This is a genomic window from Streptomyces sp. NPDC091371, assembly GCF_040684275.1.
Classification (GTDB): domain Bacteria; phylum Actinomycetota; class Actinomycetes; order Streptomycetales; family Streptomycetaceae; genus Streptomyces.
Genome location: NZ_JBFBFP010000003.1, coordinates 102,823 through 119,701, shown reverse-complemented (window position 1 = coordinate 119,701; position 16,879 = coordinate 102,823). Strand labels below are relative to the sequence as shown.

Here is a 16,879-nt window from a genome sequence, read left to right as displayed (position 1 = left end):
CTCAATGAGCGACATCATCAACGGACTTGGCCGGACGAGTGCCTACGGCGCCCTGGGCCTGGTCCTGCTGATCCTCGGCATCGTCCTCGTGGACGTGCTGACGCCCGGGAAGCTGCCCAAGCAGATCTGGGAAGAGCGCAACCGCAACGCCGCCGTGCTGCTCAGCTCCGCGCTCCTCGGCATCGGCGGCATCGTCTTCACCTCGATCTGGACGACGTACGACGACTTCGGCAAGGGCCTGGCCTCGACGGCGGCCTTCGGCGTGCTCGGCCTGGTCCTGATGGCGGTGGCCTTCCTGGTGCTGGACCTGGTGACCCCCGGCAAGCTCGGCGCGATCGTGGTCGACCCCGAGCCGCACCCGGCGGTGTGGGTCACGGCCTCCTGCAACCTGGCCGTGGCCGCCATCGTCGCCGCGTCGATCGCCTGACGGATCGCCATACGGCATGACGAGAGCGCCGCTCCCGGTGGGGAGCGGCGCTCTCGTCATGTACGGGTGCTCCGGCGGGCCGGGCGCTACGCCAGGCCCAGCGCGAACACCGCGAACCCCGCCGCCAGCAGCCCCGCCACGGTCCGCCGCACCGCGCGGCCCCTGACCGCCGCCCGCGGCGGGTTCTCGAACCGGCGCGCGTACCGGGCGATGCCGACCAGCAGCACCGCGAACACCGGCATCCACGCCACCCGCGCCGCGATCCACCCCAGGCTGTCCGGAGCCGTGGTCAGCCCCGCCAGCCCGCCCACGAAGGAACCGGGAACGGCCGCCGCCAGCATGGCCGTCTGGTGCCAGCACAGGATCGTCATCGCGCACAAGTTGATCACGACCACCGGAGCCCACACCGCCGGCCGCGCCAGCAGCGCCGCCAGCCGGTCCCGCAGCAGGATCGCCGCCCCCGACTGGGCCGCGGCCAGGGCCAGTACCAGCAGCGACGGCGGGTGCGAGTTGGTGCGCGCCTCGCCCGGTACGCCGACCATCGACGCCGGGTAGTGGAAGACCACCAGCAGCACCGCGAACAGCAGCGTCCCGCCCGCCAGCAGCAGCCAGGCCCCGCGCCGGCCGATCCGCCGCTCGCCCCACGACACGCCGAGCTGGTACGCGAACAGCCAGCCCGGCAGCACGTTCAGCAGGGACAGCCAGGAGGGCACGGTGTCGGACAGCGGCCCGTAGCGCAGGAAGTCCACCACGGCGACCGAACCCAGCAGCGGGGCCGCTGCCCACCCGCCGAGCCGGTGCGCCGCCCGCACGCAGTACGGGGTCAGCGCGGTGATCACCACGTACACCCCGACGAACCACAGCGGCTGGATCACCAGCGTCGCCCCGGTGCGCAGCGTGGCCTCCGGCACCCCGGCCGCGTACAGCACGGGCGCGGCCAGCGCCCACACGGCGGTCACCCCGAGCACCGGCCGCCCCAGCCGGGCGATCCGGCCCTTCAGCCAGGCGCCCGTCGACCCCTTGCGGCGGCCGTAGGAAAGCGCCGAGGCGTACCCGCCGACCAGGAAGAAGATGCCGAGCATCTGGAGCACCCAGCCGGCCGGGGCGAGTCCGCCGAAGGCCGACAGCGGGCTGGCGTTGTGCAGGCCGCCGTCCGCGTCGAGGGTGAATCCGCCGAGCAGCCAGTGGCCGGTGGGCACGGCGAGCAGCGCCAGGGCGCGCAGCCCGTCGACCGCCCGGTCGCGATGGGCGGGGGTCTGCCGGTCGATCCGGTCGGCGGTGCGCCGCAGAGTGGTGAGGGCGCTCATCGGACGTCTCCCTTCGCGATCGCGGCGAACGCCGCCAAGGACTGGGTGCCGGGCATGAAGTAGCCGGTGTGGCCCTGTACGTCGGCGGCCGGCACCCGGCGGGCTCCGAAGGCCGGGGAGGTGGGGTCGGCGCCGTGGCCGATCCCGGCGAACTCGACGTTCGGCACGTCGGCGATCCAGTCGGAGGGGCCCCGGGCCGCCCACACGCGTGCTCCGGTGCGCAGGGCGGCGGCGGTGCCGGCGCGCATGCCGGGGGAGCCGAAGGCCACGATGTCGGCGGCGTCCGTGTCCCGGGCGGCGAGCCCGCAGACCACCGAGCCGTAGCTGTGGCAGAACAGCACCGGGTCGGGCGCGCCGACCGCGTCCAGCCCGGCGGTGAAGCGGGCCAGACGGGCCGCCCCGGCCTCGGCGAGGCGGCCGTCGGCCGCGTCCAGACCGACCCCGACCGGGGTCGTGTACCCGATCCACGCGATCACCGCCACGGAATCCGGGGCCGCCGCGGCCGCCCCGGTCGCCGCGCGCAGCGCCCGGGCCATCCCGGCCGGGCCCGTGTTCGGCTTGCGCCCGGCGTCGTAGTTGCCGGCGTCGTTGTCCGAGCCGGGCACGATCACCGATACGTGCCCCGCCCGCTCCAGGTCCCCGAACACCTCCGCCACCTGCCCCCGGCCGCGCGGGTCGAAGGCGAGGATCTGCCGGCCCGGCGCGGCGAGCGAGGCGTACCGGGCCTCACCCGTGGCCGTGACGGCGATCCGGTTGGCCTCGTACCGCAGGGCGAGCGGCGCCCCGTCCAGGTTCCCCACCACCAGCGGATGCGACCGTACGAGCTCGCGCCGCGCGGCATCGTCCAGACCGGCGAAGAACCGGGCCACCTCGCGCGGGGTCGCGCCCGCCGGATCGGGCAGCGCCCGGCCCGACACCGCGTCCGCGCGCCAGGCGGCGACCCCCGGCGGCGGCCCGGTGACCGCCCGCTGGCTGTCCCCGGACGCCCATCCCGCGGTCCCCGCGACGACGGTCACCGCCAGCGCGGCCGTGACCAGCGTCCTCCCGAAGCGGCGCATGCCCCAACTCCCTTCCTCGTGACGAGCTCCGTGACGAGGGGGAAGGTAGGAAGGAGGTACCGGAGCGGACGTCGGACCGTGGAGCCAAGTCGGATGTCATACCCCGGTAGGGGGTGGAGGAGACCGCGCCGGAGAGCACCGAGCCCGGCGGCTTCCGATATGTGGACGTTGATCGGATTCGGCTTGAGGCCGCGGCCGCTTTCGGATCATGCTTGCCCCATGACTTCCTCCAGCGCTCCCGACACGTCCAACCTGCTTGACTACGCCCTCGATTGGGCGCTGGTGGACGTGGAGACCTCGGGATTGGTCGCACGCCGGGACCGGGTGCTGTCGATCGCGGTGGTGACCATCGACAAGGACGGGCGGCAGACCGGCGAGTTCTCGACCCTGCTCGACCCCGGCTGCGACCCCGGTCCCGTGCACGTCCACGGGCTGACACCGGAGCGGCTGAGCGGGGCGCCGACCTTCGACCAGGTCGCCGGTCGGATCGCGGAGATGCTGCGGGACCGGGTCCTGGTCGCCCACAACGCCCAGTTCGACTACGACTTCCTGGCCCACGAGTTCGCGCGCGCCGGAGTGCACCTGCCGGTGGCGCGCCGCCTGTGCACCCTGGCGCTGAACCGGCGGGTGGACCCGCCGACGGACGACATGCGGCTCGGCACGCTGGCCGCCCACTACGGGGTGCCCCAAACGCAGGCCCACGACGCCCTGGACGACACCCGCGTGCTGGCCGGGATCCTCCGCGCCTCCCTCGCCGAGGCGGCCCGGCTGGACCTGGCGCTGCCGCTGGTGGCCTGCCCGCCACGGCAGAACGCGCGGTACGCACCGCAGCCCCCCAAGACGCCGTGCGCCTACCGCAATCCGGGGAAGCTCGCTCCGGGCGATCCGCTGGTCCAGGGCATGAAGATCGCCATCACCGGCGAAACCGAGACCGGTCGGGCTGAACTGGCGGTGCGGTCCTCCGCCGCCGGCCTGAACGTGATGCAGTCCGTCAGCCGCTACACCAGCGCCCTGGTCACGAACGACTCCCCTTCGGCGTCGGCCAAGGGCCGCAGGGCGGTCGCCGAGGGCATCGTCATCCTCGACGAGCGCGCCTTCCTCCAACTGCTGGACGACGTACGCCCCGGCACCCCGCACGAGAAGCCGGCTGCCGCCCCGGCGACGGCGTCCGTGCCCGCCGCGCGCACGCCCGAGCCCGCCACGACCGAGTCCAAGCCCCTGGCCGGGCGGCGCGTCCTCGTCCTGGGCGGAGCCCACGAGTCCGCGGCCGAGGCCCGTGCCCGTATCGTCGCGCTCGGCGGATCGGCCGCCATCAACCTCTCCGCGAGCGTCACGGACGTCGTACTCCTCCCCGGGGGTGAGAACGACCGGCGGATGGCCCGGATCTCCTCCCTCCTCCTCCCGACCCACGACGCCGACTGGCTCGCCGCGCCCGGCGTGCGGGCCGTTCCCGCCCCGGACGAGCGGTCCCGGTCCCCGCGCACGCTCCCCTGCGGCGGAGTGGTCGACCTCCCCGTCACCGGCGAAGGCACCCGCTGGGACGTGGGGGTCTCCTGGGCACAGCAGACGAGCGGTGAGATCGACGTCGTCGCCTTCGTCGTGGACGAGGACGAACAGGTCGCCTGCGACGAGGACTTCGTCTTCTACGGAGCCCCGGAAAGCCCCAACGGGTCCGTACGGCTGCTCGGCGACGGCCCGACCGAGCAGACGATCAGCGTCGACCTCGCCGCCATGCCCCCGGCCGCCCGCAAGGTCGTGGTCTGCGCCGCCATCGACGGCACGCTCACCTTCGGCGACGTCGGCGCGGTACAGATCACCGCGGCGCCCGGCACCGGGGCGATGCCCCTGGCCCGGGCCGCCGTGGACGCCGCCACCACCGAACGCACCATGCTGCTGGCCGAGATCTACCGGCGCGGCCCGCTGTGGCGCTTCCGCGCCGTCGGCCAGGGCCACGACCACGGCCTGGCGGAGCTGGCCCGCGCCTACGGCGTCGACGTCGCCGACTGATCCCGTTCCGCCGGACGCGGCGCGTCCGTCAGCCGGAGTCGCCCGGCCGTACCAGCCCCGCCTCGTACGCGAAGATCACGGCCTGCGCCCGGTCGCGCAGGCCGAGCTTGGCCAGCACCCGTCCGATGTGGGTCTTCACCGTCTGCTCCGCCAGCACCAGATGGCCGGCGATCTCCTGGTTCGACAACCCCCGCGCGATGAGCTCCAGCACCTCGGTCTCGCGCGGGGTCAGCCCGTTCAGCCGCAGCGCCGGGTCCTTGCGCGGGGCCGGCCGCTGCTGGACGAAGTCCGCGATCAGCCGCCGCGTCACCGACGGGGCCAGCAGCGCCTCGCCCGAGGCGACGACGCGGACCGCCGCGATCAGGTCGGCCGGCGGGGCGTCCTTGAGGAGGAAGCCGGAGGCGCCGGCGCGCAGGGCCTCGTACACGTAGTCGTCGATGTCGAAGGTGGTCAGCATGAGCACCTTCGGCCGGTGCACCACCCCCGGCGGCGGGTCGAGGAGCTCCCGGGCGGCGGTGAGGCCGTCCATCTCCGGCATCCGCACGTCCATCAGCACCACGTCGGGATGCGTCGAGCGGGACACCTGCACCCCCTGGCGCCCGTCGGGAGCCTCGCCCACCACATCGATGTCGGCCTGCGCCGACAGCAGGGCGGCGAACCCCGCCCGCACCATGGCCTGGTCGTCGACGATGATCACCCGGATGGTCAACTTGCGTCCTCCGTCGCGTCCTTCAGGGGCAGGCGGGCGGCGACGCGGAATCCGCCGTCGGGAAGCGGACCGGTGTCCAGCGTCCCACCCGTCAACCGTACGCGTTCGCGCATCCCCACCAGACCGTGCCCCGTGCCCGAACCCTCCAGCGCCACCACGGCACCCGGGGCAGGGCCGTTGACCACGACCACGAGCACCTCGTCCTCGTCGGCGGTCACCGAGACCCGGGTTTCCGCCCCCGGCGCGTGCCGCACCACATTGGCCAGGGCCTCCTGCACGATCCGGTACGCCGACAGGTCCACGGCCGGCGGCGCCGCCCCGGCCGCGCCCGCCGCCAGGGACAGCTCCACCGGCTGCCCCGCCCGTACGGTCGCCTCCACCAGCTGCTGCACCCGGTCGATCCCCGGCTGCGGAACCTTCTCGCCCTCGGCGCGCTCCGTACCGTCGCCGCGCAGCACCGTCAGCAGCCGCCGCATCTCACCGAGCGATTCCCGCGCACTGGCCGCGATCACCGCGAACTCCTCCTGTACCGGCTCCGGCATGCCCGGCAGCCGGTACGGCGCCGAATCCGCCTGCACGGTGATCACCGACATGTGGTGGGCCACCACATCGTGCAACTCCCGTGCGATCCGGGCCCGTTCCTCCAGCAGCGTGCGCCGGGCCCGCTCCGCCTCGCTGATGCTCTCCTGCTCGGCGATCCGCCGCTGGGCGTCCCCGAGCCCGCGCAGGGCGCCCGTCAGCGCCAGCACCACCCCGGAGAGCACGAACAGCAGGGCGGCGGTGTTCGTCGTGCCCGCCGGCTGGAAGAAGCTGCCGAGCACCGCCCCGACCGCTCCGGTCGCCAGCCACACCCCGACCAGGGTCCGGATGGACTCGCGCAGCCCCATGCAGGCCATCAGCGCCAGGTACCCGACGATGGTCATCGGCGGCCACGGCCAGGGGTGCCCGGCCACCTTGTCCGCGTGGGCCAGCAGCACAGCGCCGAAGGTGTCCGCGAAGAGGACCAGCGCCCAGGCGGGCACCGGCCGGGTCACGGCCAGCAGCAGCGGCACGGTCTGCGCCACGCCCAGCGCGCCCGACCAGCCGCCGTCCGCCCCGTAGTCGCCGGTCAGCACGGCGATGGTCACCGGCAGCAGCGTCACCACGAAGACGCCGACGACCGCGTAGGGCAGCATCCGCTGCCAGAACTTGGGCGCCTGGGCGAACAAGGGCTCCGCCGCGCGCGCGGGCGTGCGCAGCACCACGCCGAGCTGCGCCGGCGCGCCGGGTCCGGCTGCCCTGGGAGTGCGGAGGCGTTCACGGGTCCGGCCGCCCAGCCGGATGCGGGGTCTGTCGCTCATGATCGGTCCAGCCTATGCGCGGCCGCTCCGGGAACGGGGGTACCGGTAGGCTGCTGGCCGGTCGATCACGGGGGAGTCCGGTACGCATGGGTGGGGCAGCCGCGCTGGAGAAACTGCTGCCGGTCCTGCTGGCCTTCGGCGGCGGGGTGCTGCTGGCGCGCCGCAAAATCGTTCCGGCGGAGGCGTCCAAGGCCTTCTCCGACTACGCGTTCCTCTTCGCCGTCCCCTGCTACCTCTTCGGCAACATCTACGCCAGCGACCTCGGCGCCCTCTTCGACTGGCGGGCGATCGGCGGGTACGCGGCCGCCGCGGCCCTCGCGGTGGCGCTGGTCGCCGCGGCCTCGGTCGCCAACTCCGTACGGGACCCGCGGGCCGTCGCGCTCCGCGTGATGGGCGGCGTGCAGGTGAACACCGCCTACTTCGCCGTCCCCGTCTTCATCACCGTCTTCGGGACGGCCGCGCCGATCTTCCCGATCCTGCTGTTCCAGGTCTGCGTGCTGTCCCTCGTCGTCATCTCCCTCATGGAACTCGGCCGGGCGGGCCCCCTCGAAGGCGGCCCGGGCCGGCGCCTCTCCCGCGCCGTAGGCGCCTCCCTGACCACCCCGCTGGTGCTCTCCTGCAACGCGGGCATCCTGCTGAACCTGCTCTCCGTGCACGTCCCGGCCGTGGTCCTGGACGGCGCCGCCTTCGTCGGCGACAGCGCCTCCCCGGTGGCCCTGTTCGCCCTCGGCCTCCACCTCGGCGGCCTCGGCCTGGACGTCCGGGGCACCACGCGCGAGGAGCTGGCGCTCATCGGCTTCAAGTGCCTGGCGTTCCCGCTGCTGACCTGGGCGGTGTGCGGGATGCTGTTCGGCGTGCGGGGCGACTGGCTGGCGTACCTGGTCCTGATCGCCGCCATGCCCACCCCGCAGAACCTGTTCATCTTCGCCCAGCGCTACGACGTGGGCGTCGATCTCTCCGCCTCCCTCGTGATCAAGAGTTCGGTGATTTCCCTCCTGCTGCTGCCGCTCTGGTTGCAGACTGTCGTCCCATGAGCGAAACCTCGGTACCCGCGGGCGCCGCCACCCTCGGCCTGCTCGCCGCCTGGACCGTGCACGACCTCGAAGAGGCCGCCACCATGGCCCGCTGGTCCCGCACCCGCGTCCCGGCCCTGCGCGCACGCCACCCCTACCTGCCCGACCGGATCTGGCGGCGCCTCGAAGACGTGGACGGGCGCGAGTTCGCCACCGCCGTCGGGGTGATGGGGCTCGTCGTCGCCGCGGCCGCCGCCGACGGGTACCGCACCGGCGGGCGTTCGGCCTTCTACCAGGACTCCCTCAACGGCTTCGGACTGCACGGCCTCGTCCACCTCGCACAGGCCGCCGCCACCCGCGGCTACACGCCCGGGGTGGTCACCTCGCCGCTGCTGGTGGTCCCCTTCACGCTGTGGGCGCGCGGCCGGCTGCGCCGAGCCGGGGTGCTGCGGCCCACGCGGCCGCGCGACCTGGCCCGGGGCCTGGCGCTGGCCGGCGCCGCCGTGGTCGCCTCGCACGCCGCGGCCCGCCGGATCCGGTCGATCCGGTCGCACCCCTCGGCGGCACCGGCTCGTTGACCCGGCATGGAACTGCCGACCATCGCGGCGCCGGGCGTCGGTGAACGGGCCGACGCCGTCGCCGATGCCGCCTGCCACCTCTACGACACCGTCGTGCACGGAGGCTGGAGCCGCAGCGCCGCCGAGGACGCCGCCGAGGCGATCGAGACCACCGCGCACGCCCTCGCGCACATCGACCCGGGCGCGGAGGTCGTCCTCGCGCCGGTCCACGCGGCCCTCGCCGACCTGCGGCGCCGGCTCGGCCTCGCGCCCGCGGACCCGCTGACCGCCGACGGGCTCCCGGCGGCCCCGCGGACGGTCGGCAACCCGCGCCGCACCCGCTGGGTGCGGGCCGCAGTGGCCCCGGCCGAGGCCGCCCGGCTCATCCCGCCTTCGCCTCGGCGACAGCCTTCGCGTACAACTTCCTGACGTCCGAGCCGAAGTAGGAGCTGTAGGAGACGTCGGCGGTGTCCCCGCCCGTCTTCCAGCCGCCGATGACCCCCACCACGTCACCGGTCCCGGTCCGCGCGTCGTAGCGGGTCAGGAACGGGCCGCCGCTGGTCCCGCCCGGGTAGCCCGTGCAGGCGATCCGCAGGAACGATCCGGGGATCGCCGGATCCTTGCTGGTGAACTTCGTCGTCCGGTTCACGCACAGCCGCGGCCGGGCGGCGGACGCCGGGTACCCGACGAGCGATACCTTCGGGTGCGCGTAACCGGCCCCGGTGACGAGGCGGTTCCCGCCGACCACGTCCTCCACCGGGAAGCCGTCGGAGTCCGGCCCCACCTGGGCGAAGGCCACGTCGAGACCGGCCGCCCGGTTGACGCCCTGCGAGCGGTAGCGCGGGTCGATCCAGATCCTGGACTTCCCCGCCGAGGTCCGCCGCACCGGGAACATGCCGTACGGCCGCGGGTTCGCCCGCGTGTACTGCGGTACGAAGGCCACCTTCTGGGAGTCGGATCCCGTCAGGCAGTGGGCCGCGCTCATCACCAGGTCGCGGCCGGGGGAGGAGACCACGCTGGCGGTGCAGAAGTAGGCGCCGCCGCCCTTGACGAGGTACATCCGGCCGACGGAGGGAATCCCGTTGAAGTCCTGCCCGACGCCGGGGCCGAGGCCTGCGGCCGGCAGGCGGGGGGAGGCCGGGTCCAGGAGCGGGGGCGGGATCACGGCCTCGGGCGGGGTCGGGTCCGGCACGGGAGCCGGGGCGGGCGCGGGCGCCGGCTCGGGCGCCGCGTCCGGCGTCGCCTCCGACGGCGCCGGGGCGGAGCCTGTGAAGGGGCCGGGGGTGAAGTCCGGGGCGGTGTCTGGGAAGGGGCCTGGGAGGGGGCCCGGGGCGGTGCCTGGGGCGGTGCCCGGGTGGGGGCCCGGGAAGGGGCCCGGGTCGGAGCCCAGGGCGGTGCCCGGGAAGGGGCCGGGGGCGGAGTCCGGGTCGTCTGCGGCGCCGCTGCCGGGGGCCCGGCCCCCGGACCCCCGCGCCTCGAACGCCGGCGGGGCTGAAAGATCGCCTGAGTCCGGGGACGGGGCGATGGGCAGGGGGACCGCGGACGCCATCCGTTCCGGCGTCCAGAAGGACTCCGCGGCCCCGGCGGACCAGCGCCCGGCCGCGGCGGCCTCCGGGGCGGCGTGCCCGGCGGCCTCGGCCCCGGGCAGCGGCCCCCCGGCCATCAGCAGCGCGGCCGCCGCCGCGGCCATCGTCAACGTACGTCGCATGCGGTGCTCCTAGAGGGCGTGGGGGAAACGGAACAGCCGGTCGGGGTCGTAGCGGCGGCGGGCCGCCTCCAGCCGGGCGAGGTTCGGCCCGTAGTAGGCCTCGCGCCAACCGGCCAGCTGCGGGTCGCTGTAGTTCTGGTACGCGCTCCCGCTCGCCCAGGGGCGCAGGTTCTGCCAGAGCCCGTCGAGCCAGCCCTGGTGCCGGGCCACGTCCGCGGCCGGCGCGGACTCGGGCCAGTAGACGAGGTACTGGGCGAGGAAGGCGGCGGCGCGGTGCGCGAAGGCGGTGGCGCCGGCCGGTACCCGGTTCAGCGCGCCGCCGCACACCCCGTCGAACTGGACCACCCCGAGCCCGCCCCGGGGCACCGCCGACGGGTAGCGCCGCACCGCGTCCAGGACCGCGCCGATCGCCGCGTCCGGCAGCCCGGCGCCCGCCCAGAAGTCGGAGCGGGCGGCGTACGACTCCCGGCCGAGCCGCCCCGCGGGGTCCCGGCCGGGCAGGGACCCCGGCAGCCGGCACTCGGCGGGGCTCCGCTCCAGGCAGCCCGACATGGCCCGCACCGTGTCCCCGTACCCCCGTACGACGAGCCGGCTGTCCCGGACCGGCCTGCCGACCAGGTCCGACAGCCGGGTCAACTCCGCTTCCAGCGCACGGCGCCCATCAAGGCACACCACCCGCAGCGCGGGCACGGCACCGGGGCCGGCCCCGACGGTGAACTCCACCTGGCTCCAGAACGGGTCCGCCAGCCCGGCCAGCCACCGCTGCCAGCCGCGCAGCACCGCCGCGGACTCGGCGCCGGGCCAGTGCAGTTCGGCGAAGGCGGCGTCCGCGACCGGATGGGCGGCGAAGCGGAACTCGGTGACCACCCCGAAGTTGCCGCCCCCGCCGCCGCGCAGGGCCCAGTACAGCTCGGGCTCCCGGTCCGCGCCGACCTCGCGGACGGCCCCGTCGGGGGTGACCACCTGGGCTCCGGTGAGGCGGTCGCAGGTGGCGCCGTACGCCCGCGACGCCAGGCCCAGGCCGCCGCCGAGAGTGAGGCCGGCGATGCCGACGGTGGGGCACAGCCCGGTCGGGACGGCGAGCCCGCGGCCGGCGAGCGCTGCGTTCACCTCCCCGAGCCGGGCCCCGGCGCCGATCCGTACGCCGTCCCCCGCCACGGCCACCCGCGCCATCGCCCCGAGGTCGACGACCAGCCCGCCGGCGCGCGCGGCCCAGCCCGCGTAGCCGTGCCCGCCGCCGCGCGCGACCACCGGCACGGCCGACCGGCGGGCGAAGTCCAGGCAGGCGGCCACGTCCGCGGTGTGCGCGGGATAGGCCACCGCGGCCGGGGCGAGGGAGTCGTAACGGGGCTGGAACAGCTGCCGCGCCTCGGGGAAGTCCCCGTCGCCGGGCAGCACCAGCCGGCCGTCGAGCCCGCGGGCGAGCGCCCCGTAGTCGGGCCCGCGACCCGCCGACCCGACGGTGGCCAGGACGGCCGCGGCGGCGCTGCCCAGGACCCGGCGGCGAGGAAGGCTCATGCTCCCTTCCTGCCACCGCCCGGCCCGATCCCGGTGCAGGCGGGCCCCCACACACCGGGCGTGCCGCCCGAACGGCCCACCACGGACGGCGACGGCCGAAACGGTTCGGATCGCCGCACAACCGGTTCGGTCCCGTGGGCCGCGCCCGTACGCTGCCCGCATGTCTCTCGTCGATCTCGGCGCGCACGCCGAGGAGTTCAACGCCGACCCCTATCCCTTCTACGCCGCGCTGCGCCAGGCGGGCCCCGTCCACCGGATAGAGATCGGTGGGGACCGCTCGTGGCTGGTCGTCGGCCACGAGGAGGCCCGGCAGGCCCTCACCCACCCGGCCCTGTCCAAGAACTGGCTCGGCTCGGAGTTCTTCGACACCACCCAGGCCTACGCCGCCAACCGCAACATGCTCGAGTCCGACCCGCCCCACCACACCCGGCTGCGCCGCCTGGTCGCCCGCGAGTTCACCTCCCGCCGCGTCGAGGCCCTGCGCCCACGCGTCCAGCAGGTCACCGACGAACTGCTGGACGCGATGGCCGCCCGCCCCGACCGCCGCGGCGACCTGATCAAGTCCTTCGCCGCGCCCCTGCCGATGACCGTCATCTGCGAGCTGCTCGGCGTCCCCGACCTCGACCAGGAGCGCTTCCGGTACTGGTCGAGCGAGATCGTCACCCCGGCGAACCCGGCCGGCCCGGACGGCAAGGTCATGGAGCAGATGACCGGGTACCTCTTCGAACTCGTCGAGGCCAAGGCCCAGGACCCCGGCCAGGACCTCCTGAGCGCCCTGATCCGGACCCGCGACGAGGACGGCGACCAGCTGGCCCCGGACGAGCTGATCGGGATGGCCTTCCTGCTGCTGGTGGCCGGGCACGAGACCACCGTGAACCTCATCGGCAACGGCGTACGGGCCCTCCTCGCGCACCCCGGCCAGCTGGCGGCCCTGCGCGCCGACCCGGACGGGCTCATCGACGGCGCGGTGGAGGAGATGCTCCGCTACGACGGGCCCGTGCAGCACGCCACGTACCGCTTCGCCGTCGCCGACCTGGAGATCGGCTCCACCGTCATCGAGGCCGGCTCCTCGGTCCTCGTCGCCCTCGCGGCGGCCGACCGCGACCCGGAACGCTTCCACGCGCCCGGTCCGGACGTCTTCGACATCCGCCGCACCGGCCAGAGCCACCTGGCCTTCGGCCACGGCATCCACTTCTGCCTCGGCGCCCCGCTGGCCCGCATGGAGGGCCGCATCGCCATCCGCTCCCTGCTCGAACGCTTCCCGGACCTCGCCGAGGACCCCGGGGCGGGCCCCCGCGACTGGCTCCCGGGCACCCTGATGCGGGGCGTGAGCAGGCTTCCGCTGCGCTGGTAGCCGGAGGCGTCAGGCGGCCTTGCGCGCGAGCACGAAGCCCTGTGGGCCCTTCTCCGCCGCGTCGGGCTCCCGGACCAGGCGGGCCGCCTCCGCGAGCCCGGCCCCGGCCAGCAGCCCGGCGATCAGGTCCGGCGGCGTCCAGTACACGTCCAGGCCGACGGGATGCCCGTACGCGTGCTCCAGCCGGATCTTCCGGTCGCCCGCCTTGAAGGCGATCAGGACGTAGCCGCCCGGCGCCAGGACCCGCGCGAACTCGGCGAACACGGCGGGCAGTTCCGACGTCGGGGTGTGCACCGTGGAGTACCAGGCCAGCACCCCGCCGAGCACCCCGTCCGCCACGTCCAGCGCCGCCATCGAACCGACCTCGAAGCGCAGCCCCGGGTACGTCCGCCGGGCCACCGCCACCATCGCCGGGGACAGGTCGATGCCGAACGTCGGTACGCCGAGCCCGTCCAGATGGGCCGTCACCCGCCCCGGACCGCAGCCGACGTCCGCGACCGCACGGTCCCCGCCGCGCCCGTCCGCGCGCACGTACTCCGCGAAGGAGGCCAGCATGGCCCGGTCCAGGGGCTTGCCGGACAACTCCGTGCCGAGGAGCCGGGCGTAGTCGACGGCGACGGTGTCGTAGGACGCCCGTACCGAGCTCAGATCCCAGGTACCTGTCATGCCCCTGGACAGTAGCCCGCCCGGCGCCCCGGATCACCCCCCGGTCGGTGATCCGCCAGCGGATTGGGCAGGTCCGCCCACTGATCACCGGGAATTCCGGGGCTCAGCCGCATCAGGGTGAGCGCCTTGGCCGGCAGCGGCCCGGTCAGCAGCGCCTCCGTGTCGGCCGTGGCGGGCAGGACCGGGACGGCCGCGGCGAGGCTCTCGCGCAAAGCGCCGGCCGAGCCCGCGGCGGCCCCGAGCGCCCCGGCCACCAGGGACCCGAACAGCTTGCGCCGCAGCACGGTCACGTCGTCCGTGATCAGCCGGCCGGACAGCGGCGGCACCGGCAGACCGTGCACCGCGAGCCGCGCCGGGCTGATCCGGATGTCGGCGAGGTCGCGGTAGACCAGCCGCAGCGGGGCACCGGAGGCGGAGAGCACCACGAGGAGGTTCTGGCCGTGGGCCTCCAGCGCCACCCCGAGCTCCAGCACGCGCAGGCACACCGAGAGCGCGAGGCGGGCGAACTCCGCCCGCCAGGCCGCCGACCGCGCCTCGGGGAGCCCGGCCAGCGCGGCCACCGGGAGGACCCGTTCACCGGCGGCGGTGTCCGCGTACGCCTCAGGCGGTTCGCGCAGCACCGCCGCCAGGTCGGGGCTGTGCGCGGTCGCCGCGCCCAGGGTGCGGGTGATGTGCAGCCGCCCGTCGAGGCGTTCCGCGAGGGACTCGGCGAAGGCGGAGACCGCCGCCGCCGTCTCGATGGAGTAGCCGGAGATGTCCCGCACGGAGGAGGTCAGCCGGGTGCTCAGCGCCGTCTTGACGTGCGCGCCGCCGCCGGCGGGGGAGAGGGTGCGCAGCGCCATCAGCGGGTGCGCCGGGAAACCGGACCGCACCGCCTCGTGCTTGAGGGTGTGCGCCGCCTGCCACGGGTGCACCGGGAGCAGGATCCGCTCCCCGTCCCGCAGCTCCGGCGGCCAGCCGCCGGTCACCAGGCACTGCCCGGCCGGTACGGCCACCAGCCCGAGCTCCACCACCGGCCGGTGCTCCGGCGCGTACGCCAGCTGCTCGGAGACCGAGAAGCCAGGCCGGGAGCGGCAGTTCGGGTGGTACGGGTGCCCGTCCACGATCCGCTGCTCCCACTCCCAGGTGCTCCGCGCGGCGGAGTCCTGCCCGGCGGGCGGCTGGCCGGCGCGGGAGAGGGCGAGGTTGGCCGTACTGTCGTCCAGCTCGGCGGCGAACCCCTCCGCGTGCGGCACCCCGAGCGCCGTCACCAGGCGCGCGGCCTGCCCGTACGCCCGGCCGTCGTACAGCAGCTCGCGCACGTACGGCCCGGTCGTGTACGGATCCGGCGCCGGGCCCTCGAGCCGGCCACCCCCGGCCAGCAGCAGCGCCAGCCCGCCCGGCCCCCGCTCCCGGCCCACCACCCACGGCAGCGGCTCGTAGGCCAGCGCCCGCCACAGCCGGGTCAGGACGGCCGCCCGGGCACCGTCCAGCGCGTCGGCGTACGCGGGCGCGAGGGCGGGGCGTACGTCGTCCAGCTCGGCGGCGACGGCCTCTTCGGCCGGTGAGGCGGGAAAGTGCATGCTGCGGCTCCGCAGATAGTCGCTTCACAGGATGATCACGTCATCATCGCGGATACTGAAGATCACGGCCGGGTGGTCGCGTCCCGCGAGCCCCGGCGCACCGGACGGACCGAATGGAATCAGTGGATCTCAACGCCGCCGCCGACGCGTACGCCGCCACCCCGCTGTTGAACTGCCTGCTCAGGGAGGCCGCGGAACCCGCGGGCGGTGGTGTCCACCGGCTGCGCGGCAGCGGCCGGCTGCTCCGCGTGCACGGCGGGCGCCGGCCCGGGAGGCCCGAACTGCGCACGGCGGACGGCTGGCGTCCGCTCAGCCACGCCGAACTGGTCAAACTCACCTCCGACGAGCTCGGCCGCTTCACCGGAATCACCAACGACGAACTCCCCGTCGAGATCGCCGACAGCCGCGACACCATCGCCGCGCTGCTGACCGCCCGCCGCACCGCGCGGCCCCCGACGGACCCGTACCTGCTGTCCGAACAGTCCCTCGTCATGGGCCACCCGCACCACCCCGCCCCCAAGGCCAGGGGCGGGGCCCCGGCCGCGAGCTGGCTGCCGTACGCGCCGGAGGCCCACGCCCGCTTCCCGCTGCTCTTCCTCGGGGTGCGCGAGGACCAGTGCGCCGAGGAGGGCGGCCGGGCCGCCGCCGACGCCGTCGACTCCCTCGCGGACGCGCTCGACGGGCCGCGCGCGCCGGCGGGCTACCGGCTGCTGCCGGCGCACCCGTGGCAGCTCGAGCTGGTGGCCGCCCGGCCCGCGGTGCGCGAGGCCCTCGGCGACGGGCGCCTCGTACGCCTCGGAGAGAGCCGGCTCCCGGCCTGGCCGACCGCCTCGATCCGAACCCTCTACGTCCCCGACGACTCCGCCGACCTGTTCGTGAAGTTCAGCCTCGACGTGCGCATCACCAACGACGTGCGCCGGCTGTGGCGCCACGACCTGCTGAAACTGCGCCGCACCGACGCGGCGGTCGAGGCGGGGTTCGCGGCGCTTCGCCGTTCCGGATCGCGGGCGGCCTGGCTCGCCGACCGGGGTTACCGCACCGCCGGGTTCGCCTTCGAGGAACTCGCCGTCCTGGTCCGCGACGGGCTGCGCGCGCACACCGCGCCGGGGGCCACCCCGCTGCTCGCCGCCGCCCTGGCGGAGGGCTACCCGGGCAGCCCCCTGTCCGCCACCACCGACCCGGCCGCCTGGTGGCGGGCGTACCTGCGCGAGGTCGTCCCGCCGGTGCTGGAACTCTTCGACCGCCACGGGGTCGTACTGGAGGCCCACCTCCAGAACACCCTGGTCGCGGTCGACGCGGCGGGGATGCCGGTGCAGGCCCTCTTCCGGGACGCGGAGGGCGTCAAACTCCTGCCGGACCTCCCGCGCGCGGCGGCCTGGCAACGCCTGGTCTACTGCCTGGTGGTCAACCACCTCACGGAAATCGCCGACGAACTGGCCACCCGCCACCCCGAGTCCGCCCCGCTCCTGTGGCCCGCGGCCCGCGAGGAGTTCCTCCGCTACGCGACCACCCACCACCTCCCGGAGATCACGGACCTCCTCACGTCCCCCTCCCTCCCGGGCAAGACGAACCTCCTGCTCCGCTGGACCCACGCGGACGGCGCGGACGCCCGCTACATCCCCCTCCCGAACTCGCTGAAATGAGGGAGTTGAT

General features: G+C 75.1%; 15 protein-coding genes. 7 read left to right on the top strand and 8 right to left on the bottom strand.

From position 1 onward, the window contains the following. The first annotated feature begins 4 nt into the window (after positions 1–4). Positions 5–427 (top strand): DUF350 domain-containing protein, encoded by a 423-nt coding sequence (locus AB0O21_RS05765; RefSeq protein ID WP_365166643.1) that lies wholly within the window; start codon positions 5–7, stop codon positions 425–427. A gap of 86 nt (positions 428–513) precedes the next feature. Here the strand turns inward: AB0O21_RS05765 and AB0O21_RS05760 are convergent, their stop codons facing one another. Both AB0O21_RS05760 and AB0O21_RS05755 read right to left on the bottom strand, forming a co-directional pair. Continuing rightward, on the bottom strand, positions 514–1,734 hold the full coding sequence (locus tag AB0O21_RS05760) for an acyltransferase (RefSeq protein WP_365166642.1): 1,221 nt from the start codon (positions 1,732–1,734) through the stop codon (positions 514–516). After that, the gene (locus tag AB0O21_RS05755; protein ID WP_365166640.1) at positions 1,731–2,792 is read right to left on the bottom strand and encodes an alpha/beta hydrolase; all 1,062 of its coding nucleotides are present in this window, start codon (positions 2,790–2,792) and stop codon (positions 1,731–1,733) included. The genes AB0O21_RS05760 and AB0O21_RS05755 overlap by 4 nt, the downstream gene beginning before the upstream one ends. A 219-nt stretch (positions 2,793–3,011) precedes the next feature. On the opposite strand from AB0O21_RS05755, the gene AB0O21_RS05750 reads away from it, so the two are divergent. Next, positions 3,012–4,799, top strand: coding sequence for a TerD family protein (locus AB0O21_RS05750; protein WP_365166638.1), 1,788 nt, complete (start codon positions 3,012–3,014; stop codon positions 4,797–4,799). Between the two features lie 28 nt (positions 4,800–4,827). Here the strand turns inward: AB0O21_RS05750 and AB0O21_RS05745 are convergent, their stop codons facing one another. Beyond that, positions 4,828–5,508: a response regulator transcription factor gene (locus AB0O21_RS05745; RefSeq protein WP_365166636.1), complete on the bottom strand. Its 681-nt coding sequence runs from the start codon at positions 5,506–5,508 to the stop codon at positions 4,828–4,830. Beyond that, the gene (locus AB0O21_RS05740; RefSeq protein ID WP_365166634.1) at positions 5,505–6,848 is read right to left on the bottom strand and encodes a histidine kinase; all 1,344 of its coding nucleotides are present in this window, start codon (positions 6,846–6,848) and stop codon (positions 5,505–5,507) included. The genes AB0O21_RS05745 and AB0O21_RS05740 overlap by 4 nt, the downstream gene beginning before the upstream one ends. Before the next feature lie 86 nt (positions 6,849–6,934). Here AB0O21_RS05740 and AB0O21_RS05735 point away from each other — a divergent pair, with 86 nt between their 5' ends. Genes AB0O21_RS05735 through AB0O21_RS05725 form a run of 3 tightly spaced genes read left to right on the top strand, consistent with a single transcriptional unit; the run spans position 6,935 to position 8,847 of the window. Beyond that, positions 6,935–7,882 carry an AEC family transporter gene (locus AB0O21_RS05735; protein WP_365166632.1) on the top strand — a complete coding sequence of 316 codons (948 nt, stop codon included), beginning with the start codon at positions 6,935–6,937 and terminating at the stop codon, positions 7,880–7,882. Next, a complete protein-coding gene (locus AB0O21_RS05730; protein WP_365166630.1) occupies positions 7,879–8,439 on the top strand; it encodes an HXXEE domain-containing protein in 561 nt (186 codons plus the stop codon). The genes AB0O21_RS05735 and AB0O21_RS05730 overlap by 4 nt, the downstream gene beginning before the upstream one ends. A gap of 6 nt (positions 8,440–8,445) precedes the next feature. After that, positions 8,446–8,847 carry a hypothetical protein gene (locus tag AB0O21_RS05725; protein ID WP_365166627.1) on the top strand — a complete coding sequence of 134 codons (402 nt, stop codon included), beginning with the start codon at positions 8,446–8,448 and terminating at the stop codon, positions 8,845–8,847. Here AB0O21_RS05725 and AB0O21_RS05720 read toward each other — a convergent pair. Both AB0O21_RS05720 and AB0O21_RS05715 read right to left on the bottom strand, forming a co-directional pair. Next, positions 8,801–10,126, bottom strand: coding sequence for a trypsin-like peptidase domain-containing protein (locus AB0O21_RS05720; protein WP_365166625.1), 1,326 nt, complete (start codon positions 10,124–10,126; stop codon positions 8,801–8,803). The genes AB0O21_RS05725 and AB0O21_RS05720 overlap by 47 nt on opposite strands. Before the next feature lie 9 nt (positions 10,127–10,135). After that, entirely contained in the window at positions 10,136–11,644 is a 1,509-nt protein-coding gene (locus AB0O21_RS05715) for an FAD-binding oxidoreductase (RefSeq protein ID WP_365166624.1), read from the bottom strand. A 160-nt stretch (positions 11,645–11,804) separates the two neighbouring features. On the opposite strand from AB0O21_RS05715, the gene AB0O21_RS05710 reads away from it, so the two are divergent. Continuing rightward, positions 11,805–12,998, top strand: a complete 1,194-nt coding sequence (locus tag AB0O21_RS05710) for a cytochrome P450 (protein WP_365166622.1) — start codon at positions 11,805–11,807, stop codon at positions 12,996–12,998. 9 nt (positions 12,999–13,007) lie between these two features. Here AB0O21_RS05710 and AB0O21_RS05705 read toward each other — a convergent pair whose 3' ends face one another. Both AB0O21_RS05705 and AB0O21_RS05700 read right to left on the bottom strand, forming a co-directional pair. Beyond that, a complete protein-coding gene (locus tag AB0O21_RS05705) occupies positions 13,008–13,664 on the bottom strand; it encodes a class I SAM-dependent methyltransferase (protein ID WP_365166620.1) in 657 nt (218 codons plus the stop codon). Further along, entirely contained in the window at positions 13,661–15,226 is a 1,566-nt protein-coding gene (locus AB0O21_RS05700) for an IucA/IucC family protein (protein WP_365166617.1), read from the bottom strand. The genes AB0O21_RS05705 and AB0O21_RS05700 overlap by 4 nt, the downstream gene beginning before the upstream one ends. A gap of 122 nt (positions 15,227–15,348) precedes the next feature. Here AB0O21_RS05700 and AB0O21_RS05695 point away from each other — a divergent pair, with 122 nt between their 5' ends. Beyond that, complete coding sequence (locus tag AB0O21_RS05695) at positions 15,349–16,869, top strand: IucA/IucC family protein (protein ID WP_365166615.1); 1,521 nt, start codon at positions 15,349–15,351, stop codon at positions 16,867–16,869. Positions 16,870–16,879 lie beyond the last annotated feature (10 nt).